Origin of the sequence: Thermobifida cellulosilytica TB100, from assembly GCF_001517975.1 — a bacterium.
GTDB classification, from domain to species: Bacteria; Actinomycetota; Actinomycetes; order Streptosporangiales; family Streptosporangiaceae; genus Thermobifida; species Thermobifida cellulosilytica.
The window spans coordinates 580,169-592,031 of sequence record NZ_KQ950181.1 but is presented as its reverse complement, the minus strand read 5'-3'; the positions used below and the strand labels follow the sequence as shown (position 1 = coordinate 592,031).

At 74.5% G+C, this 11,863-nt stretch carries 11 protein-coding genes and 1 pseudogene; 8 read left to right on the top strand and 4 right to left on the bottom strand.

The features are described 5' to 3' along the window. Both AC529_RS08905 and AC529_RS08900 read left to right on the top strand, forming a co-directional pair. Window positions 1–347, top strand: a 347-nt coding sequence (locus AC529_RS08905) for an FtsX-like permease family protein (protein ID WP_332307049.1), incomplete at its 5' end; no start/stop codon positions are given. Between the two features lie 100 nt (window positions 348–447). Beyond that, window positions 448–1,203: an ABC transporter ATP-binding protein gene (locus tag AC529_RS08900; protein ID WP_068755483.1), complete on the top strand. Its 756-nt coding sequence runs from the start codon at window positions 448–450 to the stop codon at window positions 1,201–1,203. A gap of 720 nt (window positions 1,204–1,923) precedes the next feature. Here AC529_RS08900 and AC529_RS20445 read toward each other — a convergent pair. From AC529_RS20445 to AC529_RS08890, 3 genes and pseudogenes are all read right to left on the bottom strand, one after another. Then, window positions 1,924–2,238, bottom strand: coding sequence for a prolyl oligopeptidase family serine peptidase (locus AC529_RS20445; RefSeq protein ID WP_232306652.1), 315 nt, complete (start codon window positions 2,236–2,238; stop codon window positions 1,924–1,926). A gap of 91 nt (window positions 2,239–2,329) precedes the next feature. After that, a pseudogene (locus tag AC529_RS21330) lies at window positions 2,330–2,557 on the bottom strand (alpha/beta hydrolase fold domain-containing protein); the annotation flags it as partial. 499 nt (window positions 2,558–3,056) lie between these two features. Continuing rightward, a complete protein-coding gene (locus tag AC529_RS08890; protein WP_068755481.1) occupies window positions 3,057–3,479 on the bottom strand; it encodes a DUF6069 family protein in 423 nt (140 codons plus the stop codon). 175 nt (window positions 3,480–3,654) lie between these two features. On the opposite strand from AC529_RS08890, the gene AC529_RS20875 reads away from it, so the two are divergent. Genes AC529_RS20875 through AC529_RS08880 form a run of 3 tightly spaced genes read left to right on the top strand, consistent with a single transcriptional unit; the run spans window position 3,655 to window position 5,456 of the window. Next, the gene (locus AC529_RS20875; protein WP_232306651.1) at window positions 3,655–4,284 is read left to right on the top strand and encodes a histidine kinase; all 630 of its coding nucleotides are present in this window, start codon (window positions 3,655–3,657) and stop codon (window positions 4,282–4,284) included. Between the two features lie 42 nt (window positions 4,285–4,326). Beyond that, on the top strand, window positions 4,327–4,806 hold the full coding sequence (locus AC529_RS20870) for a sensor histidine kinase (RefSeq protein WP_232306650.1): 480 nt from the start codon (window positions 4,327–4,329) through the stop codon (window positions 4,804–4,806). Beyond that, the gene (locus AC529_RS08880) at window positions 4,794–5,456 is read left to right on the top strand and encodes a response regulator (protein ID WP_068755479.1); all 663 of its coding nucleotides are present in this window, start codon (window positions 4,794–4,796) and stop codon (window positions 5,454–5,456) included. Before AC529_RS20870 ends, AC529_RS08880 begins: the two co-directional genes overlap by 13 nt. Before the next feature lie 34 nt (window positions 5,457–5,490). On the opposite strand, the gene AC529_RS08875 is transcribed toward AC529_RS08880, so the two are convergent. Next, a complete protein-coding gene (locus AC529_RS08875; RefSeq protein WP_068755477.1) occupies window positions 5,491–6,285 on the bottom strand; it encodes a hypothetical protein in 795 nt (264 codons plus the stop codon). Window positions 6,286–6,481: 196 nt separating this feature from the next. Here AC529_RS08875 and AC529_RS08870 point away from each other — a divergent pair, with 196 nt between their 5' ends. The 3 genes from AC529_RS08870 to AC529_RS08860 all read left to right on the top strand — a co-directional run bounded on the left by AC529_RS08870 (window position 6,482) and on the right by AC529_RS08860 (window position 11,824). Next, a complete protein-coding gene (locus tag AC529_RS08870; protein ID WP_157080127.1) occupies window positions 6,482–7,777 on the top strand; it encodes a styrene monooxygenase/indole monooxygenase family protein in 1,296 nt (431 codons plus the stop codon). Window positions 7,778–8,078: 301 nt separating this feature from the next. Beyond that, the gene (locus AC529_RS08865; protein ID WP_068755473.1) at window positions 8,079–8,744 is read left to right on the top strand and encodes a class I SAM-dependent methyltransferase; all 666 of its coding nucleotides are present in this window, start codon (window positions 8,079–8,081) and stop codon (window positions 8,742–8,744) included. 146 nt (window positions 8,745–8,890) lie between these two features. After that, window positions 8,891–11,824, top strand: coding sequence for a type I polyketide synthase (locus AC529_RS08860; protein ID WP_083948048.1), 2,934 nt, complete (start codon window positions 8,891–8,893; stop codon window positions 11,822–11,824). Window positions 11,825–11,863 lie beyond the last annotated feature (39 nt).

The following is an 11,863-nucleotide window of genomic DNA, read 5'->3' as shown; positions in this document are numbered from 1 at the left end:
TCATCGGGGTCTTCCTGGTGCTGGGGGCGGCCAACTCCGTCAGCGTCGCCCAGTTCGACCGGAGGAACGAGTTCCGCGGCATGCGCCTGCTGGGGTTCACCTGGCGGCAGATCCACCGCACCGTGACGGCCGAGACCGTCCTCACCGTCACGCTGGCGTTCGGTGTGGCGGTGCTCGTGGTCCTGTGGATCGCCGTCCTGACGGCGCTGCGGTCCGGGGCGGCTGCCCTGTCCCTGCTCCCGCAGCTCCTCCCGGTCGCTTCGGTGGCCGCGCTCGGCGGGGTGGCGCTGCTGCTCTCCACGGTGGGGACGCTGGGCACGGTGCGCGGCATCCGGAGGGGCCGGTGAGCGCGGGGCCGCTTCTCCACGCAACCGGCGCGGCGGAACGCACACGCCACGGGCACGGGTCCCGCCGGTGCGCGGCGGGACGACAGAGAGGCAGGACGAGATGGCACGGCGGAACGGAACCACGGCCGGGGCGGCGGTGCGCCTGGAGTCGCTGTGGAAGGTGTACGGCACAGGCCAGGCCGAGGTGGTGGCGCTGCGGGACGTCACGGTCGACTTCCCCGCCTCCTCCTTCACCGCGGTCATGGGCCCCTCCGGGTCGGGCAAGACCACGCTCCTGCAGTGCGCGGCCGGACTGGCCGAACCCACCAGGGGCTCGGTCAGGCTCGGCGGCACCGACATCGCGGGCCTGCAGGAGAAGGAACTGGCGCTGGTACGGCGGCAGCGGATGGGCTTCGTCTTCCAGTCGTTCAACCTGCTTCCGGCACTGACCGGCCGGGAGAACACGGTGCTGCCGCTGCAGCTGGCCGGCCGCGGCGTGGACCGGGACTGGCTGGAGCTGATCCTGGAGCGGACCGGGATGCGCGAGCACATCGACCGCTATCCGCACGAACTGTCCGGGGGCCAGCAGCAGCGGGTGGCGGTCTGCCGGGCACTGCTGGCCCGTCCCGAGGTGATCTTCGCGGACGAGCCGACCGGGGCGCTGGACAGCCGCACCGGGGAGGAGATCCTCGCGCTGCTGCGGGCCTCGGTGGACGAACTCGACCAGACGGTGGTCATGGTGACCCACGAGCCGGCGGCCGCGGCCTGCGCCGACCGGGTGCTGTTCCTGCGTGACGGCCGCATCGCCGGCACCCTGGAGCAGCCGACCGCCGCATCGCTCAGGGCCCACCTGGACGCGCTGGAACGCGCCCGGTGACCACGCCGCGGGCTCCCGGCCACCGGGCGGCCCGGAAAGCGGGCGGTGCAGAAGCCCGTGCAGGCGCCCGCGACCGCCAGGATGCCCGCCCTCACGGGGCCCCGACCGGCCCCGCACCGGCTCGCTCGGCCCCGTCCCCGGTTTAGGGGAGGAGCGGGAGCGTTCGAGGAGCCCTCGTGCGGTCCGCACCGGCCGGCGGTGGGTGGGGGAGCCGGTCAGCGATCCCCCGTGCTGCACCGAGCCCGCCTCCTCCCCCGAGGCGGGCCGGACGGCGAAGGCGCCGTTGCGCTCCACCGGCTCCACGTGCCGCCACGGGGCCGTGCTGTGGAAGAAGCCGTCGACGACCACGACGCCCCGCTCGTCGAGTCGGACCCGGGAGTACCACCCCGGCGGCCAGAGAGCGGCCGGGAGTCCGCCGAACGTCCCGGAGCCGAGGAACACCTGCCCCGGAGACCGGGCCTCCGTTCCCATCGCGGTCCCGGGAAGAAGCGTGAACAGGGGCGAGAACCACGCCACGGCCTGGCAGACAGGCCTCCGTACGACCACTGCCGCCCCTTCCCGCGCACACGAGAGGGTCCGTTCCCGACGGGCTTCCCCGGGCCGGGGGACAGCCGTACCGGCCCGGGGCCTCCGCGGTTCCCCGAACCCCGCCGCGGCCCCGACCGCCGCGGCCCCCGCGGTGGACGGTCGCACCGCCCCTCCGGCTCGGCAGCGCGACGGCTACCGGCCGCCTCCGCCCGTCTCGGCCACCCGGGCGGCGAAGACCTCGACCGCGTCGAAGCGCACGGAGCGGAGCACGTCGAAGGAGTGCTGCGCCCCCGGCAGCTCCGCGTGGCAGACCGGGGCGGCCGAGGCCTGCCGCAGCGCCGAGACGAAGCGGCGGGCGTCCGCCGCGGGCACCAGCGTGTCGTGGTCGCCGTGGACCACGAGGAACGGCGGCGCGCCGGCGTGGACCCGCGCCGTCGGCGAGGTCTCGGCCCCGCTCATCCCGTAGTAGGCGCCGAAGTAGCCGTACAGGCACACGGCGGCGGCCACCGGGGGTCCGGTGTCCGCCGCAGCGGACCGGTGGGCGGGGCTTCTCGGCGGTGAGGGCGAGCAGCGCGGCCGGGTGGGCGCCCGCGGAGCTGCCTGCCACCACCACCGTGTCCCCGTCCGCGCCGTGGGCCGCACCGTGTTCGCGCACCCAGGCGAGCACCTGCCCGGCGTCGGCCAGGTGCTCGGCGAGGCCCGCCCCGGGACGCAGCCGGTCGTTCGCGCTGACGCACACCCGCCCCCGCGCGGCGACCCGGTGGAGCAGGGCACGCGCCTCACGGTCCTTGCCTCCGCCGGTGTACCCGCCGCCGTGCAGGTACACCAGCGCGGGGCGGCCCCCGGGCCGGGAGCGGTGCCGGTAGACGTCGAGCAGGTGGCGTCTGCCCGCGTCCCCGTAGGGGGTGTCCGCGATCCGTTCGACGCCGCGGGGCCGCACCGGCAGCGGCACGAGCAGGGTCCGCAGGAGGTCGCGCCGCCGGGGCGCGGGGGTGCGCACGGGCGCGCCGAACCCTTCGGCCAGGGCCCGGTCCAGGACGGGCCTGGCGCGCAGACCCCGCCGTGCCAGGAGCACGAGTCCCAGCGCGGTCGCGGTGGCCAGGGCGACGGCCGCCCAGGCGGCGGGTGAGGCGACGTCGCCCTGGGCGAAGGCCGGCGCGGTCGCGGCCGACAGCCAGACCAGCGCGAGGAACGGCTGCTCGTTGAGCAGCAGCCCGACCAGAAGGCGACGGCGGCGGGCACGCGGGGCCGGGCCGGCGCGGCCAGGGCGACCCCCGTGCACCACGCGGCGAGTACCACGGTGGCCAGGTAGCCGACGGGCACGCTCACCCGCGCGTCCCGGCCGAAGGGGCCAGGCCGGCCACGAGCACCACGGCGACCACCAGGTGCAGCGCCACCAGCACCACCAGGGCCGCGGTGTTGACCGCGCCCAGCGGCCCGAGCAGCGACACCGCGCCCACCGCGACGGCGATCCCCGTCCAGACCCGCCGCGGCCGCCGCAGGAACCGTTCCAACAGCGCGAGCAGCGCCCAGGCCGCCAACGCGGCGGCCAGGCTCGCGACGGCCACCGCCCCCGCCCCCACCTGCTGGACCGTCGCGCCAGTGCGGACGGACAGGTCGACCCCGGCCACCACGACCGCCAGCCCCCACACCGCCAGCGCGGCGGCCGTCGCGGCGACCACCGTCACCCCCCGCCGCACGGCCGTGCCGCCCGTCGCACGCCGCGGTCGCGTGTTCTGCGTCGACATGGGTCCTGCTCCCCTCATCGGAGCCGGACGGACGGTCCGCCCGGCTCCCCCAGCGTCGCCGCGCCGGCGTAAAGCCCGCGTCGGCCGCGCGGCCAGGCCGCCCCCGACTTTGGTCGGGGGCGGCCCCTCCCCCGGTGGGAGGCGGCGCCGACCGCGCGGGGCTTACCCTTTCCGGGTGACCGACCTGCTCCCCGACGGATCGGGGCCCGCACAGCGACGCGTCCCCCTTCCCCGCGCGCTCGGCGCGGCCGCCGGGGTGGCCGCGTTGGCGGCGCTGGCGGCCTGGGCGCGCCACGCCACCGCTCCCGCCGAGGGCCTGCTGCTGCTCGACCTGGTACTGGCGGTGCTGGGTGGTCTGGCCGTGCCGCTGCTGCTGCGGTACCCGCTGGCGGGCACGCTCGGGCTCACCGCGGCGGCGACCCTGTCGGTGTCCCTCACCCCGGCGGCTTCGCTGGGCGTGCTCCTGGTCGCGCAGCGGCGCAGCCTGCCGGTCGCGGCCGCGGCGGGCGTCGCGGCACACGCCGCGCAGGGGGTGTGGCGACCGCACGAGGACGTCTCCCTGGGCTGGTGGCTGGCGCTGGTGGCGGTCGGCTACAGCGCGCTGGTCGGCTGGGGGGTGCTGCTGCGGACCCACCGCGCGCTGGCCTGGGCGCTGCGGGAGCGGGCCCGCCGCGCCGAGGCCGAGCAGGGGCGGCGGGTGGCCGAGGCGCGGATGCTGGAACGCACCCGCCTGGCCCGCGAGATGCACGACGTGCTGGCGCACCGGCTGTCCCTGCTCGCCACCTACGCGGGTGCGCTGGAGTAGCGCCCCGACTCGGCGCCGGAGAAGCTGGCGCACGCCGCGGGGGTGGTGCGCGCCGGTGCCCACCAGGCACTGGAGGAGCTCCGTGAGGTCATCGGCCTGCTGCGGGACTCCGACGGCGCGGCGGGGCCGGCCCCGGTCTGGGCCGATCTGGCCGGGTTGGTCGAGGAGTCCCGCGCCGCCGGGGCGCAGGTGGTGTTCAGCGACAGGACGGTCGAGCCGGAGACGCTGCCCGCCTCGGTGGTCCGCACCGCCTACCGTGTGCTGCAGGAGGGGCTGACCAACGCCCGCAAGCACGCTCCCGGCCAGCCGGTGCGGCTGGTGCTGGCGGGACGGCCCGGGCAGCACCTGGTGCTGGAGGTGCGCAACCGGATCGTCGCCGGGGACGTGCCGCAGGCCGTCCCCGGCAGCGGCACCGGCCTGGTCGGCCTGACCGAACGGGTGCGCCTGTGCGGCGGACAGCTGGACCACGGGACCTTCTCGGGGGAGTTCCGGCTGTGCGCCCGGCTAGCATGGCCTGCGTGAGCCGTCCGCTGCGGGTGCTGATCGTCGACGACGACGCGCTCGTGCGCACGGGACTGGCGATGATGCTCGACGGCGCCGAGGGCATCGCCGTGGTGGGCGAGGCCGCCGACGGCGAGGAGGCGGTCGCGCTCGCCGGCACCCACTTTCCCGACGTGGTGCTCATGGACCTGCGGATGCCGGGGGTGGACGGCGTCGCCGCCACCCGCAGGCTGCGCGGTACTCCCCGTCCGCCCGAGGTCGTCGTGCTGACCACCTTCGACTCCGACGACGACATCCTGCGCGCGCTGCGCGCCGGGGCCAGCGGCTACCTGCTCAAGGACACTCCGCCGCCACGGATCGCGGAGGCCGTCCGCCGGGCCGCCGACGGGGAGCCGGTGCTGTCTCCCCGGGTCGCCCGCCGCCTCATGGACCGGGTGGCCGTGCACGCCGAGTCCCGTCGGCGGGCGCGGACCGCGCTGGCCGCCCTCAGCCCCCGCGAGTACGAGGTGGCGCTGGCGGTGGCCCGGGGCCTCAGCAACGCCGAGATCGCCGCGGAACTGCTGTTGAGCGTGGCCACGGTCAAGGCCCACGTCTCGACCGTTCTGGCCAAACTCGCCCTGGACAACCGCACCCAGCTGGCCCTGCTCGCCCACGACGCCGGACTGGAGTGAACGGGGCGCGCTCTCCGGCGTCCCGGGACGCCCCTCACCCCCGGGTCGCGGCGATCCGGGCGACGGCCTCCGGCAGGCGGGGGTCGGCGGCCGACCAGATCCCGTCGGGACCGGTCAGGACGCCCGCCTCACGCAGCCGCGCCCAGACCCGGTCGGGGACCTGGGGGAGGTCCACGGCCGCCACACGGTCCAGGCGGTCGGGCGCGTGGGCGAGCGCGTTGGCCACGGCCTGCTCGCAGTCGGGGCCGAGCAGCAGGACCAGCGCCGCGGCGTCGCGCAGCGCCTCGGACCACAGCGCCGTGCTGTCCACGCCGCGGGGGCTGCCCATCAGGCACAGCGGGACGGGCCAGTCGGGGCGGTGCACGGCCCGGCTGACGGCGAGCTCCACGGTGACGGGCGTGTGCGGGTCCGCCGGGTAGTCCATGCACAGCAGGGCTCCCCGGTCCCCGGTGAGCGCGGCGACGAAGGCGCGTTCCCGTTCCAGGGTGGCCGCGACGACCACGATCTTGCGGGCTCCGCTGCGGTCGTGGTCGGGGTCGATCCCGACCAGCCCGGCCTCGGCCAGGTCCTGGCAGACCTTGGCGACCAGGCCGAGGGGCAGGCCGGTCTCGGCCGCGATCTCGGCCAGTACCGCGGGGCCGCGGTGCAGTCGGGCGACGACGGCGGGGGTGGCGGGGCTGGGGCACAGGGAGTGCGCGTGGGTGACCGCGCGCCCGAGGGCGTCGGTGGTCTCGGTCAGGCGCAGGGTCTCGGTGTGCCGCAGGGGGCGCTGGGACCAGCGGGCGGGAAGGCCCAGGAGGGGGCGGAGGCTGCTGGCGGGGACGGTCACGGGGGTTCCTCCGGGAGGGGGCGAGCCGTCCATAGTGTTGCCGCATCGGACGGGGCGTTCAACCCGGGGCGCGCAGGCCGAACGCCGGGGGATCCGGATGCGGCCCCCCAAGGAATCTGAAATCATCCCGGGGTATCCCTCAAACCCCTGGGACACAGGGGTTCCACAACCGTCCTGTGTTTTGGAGACCGTTCACATGCCCCCCTTGTCACCCCGGGTGCTGATCGTCGGGGCCGGACAGTCCGGCCTCTTCCTCGGACACCGTCTGCTCGACCTGGGCTTCCGGGTCGAGTTGATCACCAACCAGACCTCCCTGGAGATCCGGGAGAGTCCGGCCTCGGTCACCCAGTTCGCCGCCCCGTCCACGCGGGCCCTGGAGGAGCAGGCCGGGCTGGACCTGTGGCGGGAACAGGCACCGCGGTTCGAACGGGTCCGCCTGTCGATGATCCCCCCGCAGGGGGACGTCTTCCGCTTCTCCGGGCGTCTGGGCGCCTCCCCCATCGGTGAGCGGATCGGCGAGCACGCGGTCAGCGTGGACCGGCGCATCAAGATGGCCGACTGGTTGGAGTACCTGGAGGACAAGGGCGCCAAGGTCCACATCCAGACCGCCACCCTGGCCGACCTCAAGTACTACATCAGGATGTACGACCTGGTGGTGGTGGCCGTGGGCGCCGACCAGCTCGGCGACCTGTTCCACGTCGACCGGAGCCGCTTCTCCGGCGCGCACGAGCGGGTGATGGTCCAGGCGATCCTCGACGGGGTCGCCTGGGAGGGCGACCGGCAGCTCGACGTCTACACCTCCCCCCACGGCGAGGTGTTCCTGACCCCGTTCCTGACCTCCCAGGGCGAGGCGACCAGTGTGACGATGCTGAGCACCCCGGGCGGTTCGCTGGACGCCGGGGGGATGGCCGGCCGCAGCCCTGGGCCGCTGCTGGCGGGGATGCAGACCCTGCTGCGCGAGCACCTGCCCGAGGTCTACGAGCGCATCGCCCACCTGGGGGTCGACGACCTGGTGGGCGGCGCCAAGGACATCACGTACTCGAAGTTCACCCCGATGGTGCGCAAGCCGGTCGCCTTCCTCGACGGCGTCCCCATGCTGGGCATGGCCGACGTGGTCGTCACCTCCGACCCGATCACCGGGCAGGGCTGGGCGAACTCGACCTTCTGCGCCCAGGTCTACGCAGACGCGATCGCCGAGCGCGCCCACTCGGGCAAGCCGTTCGACGCGGAGTTCATGGAGAACGCGTTCGACAAGTTCTACCAGGAGCGGGGGCGCCACAGTGCGGTCCTGGCCGGCATGGTGCACAACTTCTGGCGGGGGACGCTGCCGCCCCACTTCAACGACCTGATCGGGGCGGTCGTGCGCTACCCGGAGGTCGCCGACCGGTGGATCAGCGGCTTCAACGACCCGGCCGACTACGAGCGGTGGATGTTCGACCCGCAGGCCGCGCGGGACTACATCGCCGAGGTCGCCGCCAGGGCCGGAAGCTGAGCGGGACCGTTCTCCCGGGGCCGCTCCGGTATCGGCCGAAACCGGAGCGGCCCCGTTTTCTCACGGGTAAACCATGAGAAAAGTCAAATTTGTCCCTTATGGCACAAAAGCCAATCATTGGTAAAGTTCTGAGTCATGGATTATGTGAAAAACCGGATGCGGATCCTCGCGGGAACCGCATCCGGTTTTTCGCGCGCGCCTGCGTCTTCCCTGGTGGGAGGCGCTTCTCGGCCGCCCATGACCTCGCTCCCCCGATCGAGTCCCACTCGATGGTTTTCCCCCACCAAGAAGAGGTTATGTCTTGACCGAAAACAAGGCGAACAGCAAGCTGTACAGCCACTGGTGGATGAGCAAGGGCTACACCGCCGGTGTCATCTGGTTCAGCCACGCCTTCGCATGGCAGGTCCCCAACAGCCTCCTGCACCGCAACCACCGCGACAACGTCGGCCCGTCCCACCTGACCGTCGGCCCGGGCAACGGCTACTTCCTGAGCAAACTCCCCAAGGACACCCCGCTGCGCACCCTGCACCTGCTCGACCTCAACCCGGCCTGCCTGGAGATCACCCGCAAGCGCCTCAGCGGCCGGTTCGACATCCGCACCACCGAGCAGGACGCCCTCAAGCCGTGGCCGGTGGAGCCGGAGAGCCTCGACTCGGTCGACTCCCACATGATGCTGCACACCGTGCGCGGCAAGGACATGTGGGACAAGGAGCCGCTGATGGCCGAGGCGGCCCGCGCCCTCAAGCCCGGCGGCCGCTTCTTCGGCTGCACCGTTCTCGGCAAGGGCGACGAGCTGCGCATCAACGCCCTGGCGCGCAGGCTCCTCGACCTCTACAACAGCCAGGAGAACACCTTCTGCAACCTCGGCGACTCGCCGGAGGACCTGAGGAAGGTCCTGGAGAAGCACTTCTCCACGGTCGACTTCCAGGTGGTCGGCACCGTGGGCGTGTGGGTGGCGACCAAGTAGCAGACGTCGGGGCGGCCGACTTCCGCACCGCCGGCCGCCCCTGCCCACACACCGCGGACTCGTCCCCCGGCTCCTCACTCCAAGCACCACCACACGTCACTTCCGTCCAGGTCTCTGCACAACCGTTCACGTGACGAGGTTTTGTCGTGCCTGAAAACAGTCAGTCCCCCCGTCCGTCACGACCGCTCATCGCGATCACCGGTATCGGATGCCGACTGCCCGGGGGCATCGACTCCCCCACCGCCCTGTGGGACGCCATGGTCAAGGGCGAGTCCGTCCTCTCCCCGATCCCGGGCGAACGCTGGGAACGGATGCGCTCGCAGCTTCACCCCGACCAGCGCCCGGAACAGCCGTGGACCGCCGGGACGATCGACGACATCGAGGCCTTCGACCACCAGGCGTTCTCCATCCCCGCCCATGAAGCCGCACAGCTCGACCCGCAGCAGCGCATGATCCTGGAAGTCGTCGTCGAGGCGCTGAACGACGCGGGTCTTCCCCCCTCCTCGCTGGCCGGGAGCCGGACCGGGGTGTGGAGCGGATCGGCCTGCTTCGACCAGGGGCTGATGACCCTACAGCCCGGACGGTTCCAGCGGATGACGACCATGGCCGGGGCAGCCATGGCGATGCTGGCCAACCGCGTCTCCTACCACCTCGACCTGCGCGGGCCGTCCATGAACGTCGACACCGCCTGCTCCGCCTCGGGAACCGCCCTGCACCTGGCCCGCCAGTCCCTGCTCCTGGGAGAGGTCGACACCGCCATCGTCATCGGCGTCAACCTCATGCAGTTCTCCGGCATCACCGCGGGCTTCGTCGACGGCGGGGTGATCGCCGCCGACGGGATGTGCCGCCCCTTCGACGAGGACGGCGAGGGATACGTGCGCGCCGAGGCGACCGCGGTCCTCGTGCTGCGCCGCCTGGACGACGCGCAGGAGTCCCGCGACCGCGTCTACGCGCTCGTCCGCGGCTCGGCCGCCAACTGCGACGGCTACTCGCCCGCGGGCCTGTACGCCCCCAACCCGTCGGTCCACCGGGACCTGCTGAAGGACGCCTACGCCGACGCGGGCATGGACCCCGCCCACGTCGACTACGTGCAGTGCCACGGCACCGGCACCAAGGCCGGGGACTCCTCCGAGGGCCGCGCCCTGGCCCGCGTCCTCACCCCGGGCCGCGAGGGGCCGCTGGCCATCGGCTCGGTCAAGTCCCTGGTCGGCCACACCGAGGGGGCCTCCGGCGTGGTCGGGGTGATCGCGGCCGCGCTGGCCGTGTACCACGCCACCATCCCGCCCACCGCGTGCCACGAGACGCTCCGCTCCACCCTCAGGCGGCTCCCGCTGCGGGTGCCCACCGAGCCGGAGCCGTGGCCGCAGACCGGACGGCCGCGCACCGCGGGGGTGAGCGCCTTCGGACTGGGCGGCTCCAACATCCACATCGTCCTGGAGCAGGCCCCCGAACCCGCGCCCGAGGAGGAGGACGGCACGGCCGCCCGCCCGCGCCTCGTCCCCCTCAGCGCGCTGTCGGAGGCCCGGCTGCGCGACCTCGCCCAGGCGTGGGCGCCGGTCCTGGCCGACAGCACCGACCTGGGCCGGGTGGCCTCGACCGCGCAGCACCGCCGCGACCACCACCCGGTGCGCGCCGCCGTCGTCGTCGAGCACCCGCAGCAGGCCGCCGCGGCCCTGCTGGCCCTGGGCGCGGGCCGCTCCCACCCCGCCCTGGTCGGCCCGGCCGCCGCACCCCCCAAACCGGGGCGGTTGGTGTGGATGTTCGCCGGGCAGGGCTCCCAGCACGCCGCCATGGCCCGCGCCTGCCACGCCGAACTGCCGGTGTTCCGCGAGGCGATGGAGGAGGCGCGCGCGGCCCTGGCCGCGCACCTGGGACGGCAGCCGTGGCGTCCGGGCGAGCCGATCCCCGACTTCGAGACCGCCCAGCACGCCATCTGGCTCACCCAGGTCGCCCAGGCCGCGACCTGGCGGCACTGGGGGCACACCCCCGACGTGGTCATCGGCCACTCCCTGGGCGAGGTGGCCGCCGCCCACGCCGCCGGCGCCCTGTCCCTGGACGACGCCGCCCGGGTGGTGGCCGCGCGCAGCGCCCTGCTGGCCGAGCTCGAACCGGTGGGAGGCCTGCTGGTCACCGACCTGACCGCCGAGCGCGCAGAGGAGGTCATCGCCGAGCACGGCCTGGTCGGCACGCTGGTGGCGGCGGCCTACAACGCCCCCGACACCACTGTGCTCAGCGGCCCCGAGGAGCCCTTGGAGGAGCTGCGCGCCGCCCTGGAGGCCCGGGGGGTGTTCGCCCGCCGCGTGCCCAACGACGTGCCCGCCCACTCCCCCAGCGTGGCCCCGCTCACCGGGCGCCTGGCCGCCGCCCTGGACGGCATCGCCCCCCGCAGCAGCGACGTGGTCTTCTGCTCCACGGCCGAGGCCGCCGTGGTCGACGGCGCAGCACTGGACGCCGCCTACTGGGCGCGGCAGTTGCGCTCGCCCGTGCGCTTCACCGACGCCCTGGCGCGGGCGGTGGACGACGGTGCGACAGTGCTGGAGCTGGGCGGACGCTCCACCCTGGGCCGTCCCGCCACCGCGGTCCTGGCCGCTGCGGGCACGGACGCGGCCGTGGTGGCCGCGGGCGACGCCGACCGCGGCGACCACGCCGCGCTGCTGGACCAACTGGCCGCCCTGCACCTGCGCGGCCGCTCCCCCGCCCGCTGGCCCGAGCCGGTGCGCTCCCCGGTGCGGCTGCCGGTGCGCTGGGACCACGGCCAGTTGTCCGACGCCACCGCGGCCGCCCCCACGCTGGCCGAGGCCCTCGCCGCGCCGGAGCCCGACCCGGCCGCGGTCCTGGAGGCCCTGGTGCACCTGGTCGCCGACACCGTGGGCATCACCCCCCAGGAGGTGGACGCGGAGCGCTCCCCGATCGACATGGGCCTGTCCTCGGTCGCGATGATCGGGCTGCGCGACCTCTTCCACGAGGCGCATCCGGCTCTGTCGAACTTCGGGGTGCGGCTGCTGTTCGACCCCTCCGTCAGCATCACCCGGCTCGCCGAGGCCATCATCGACCACTGCCGCGGCGTGCCCGCCGCCTGACCCGGGGCATCCCGGTCCCCCGGCCCCGTGCCCTGTCGG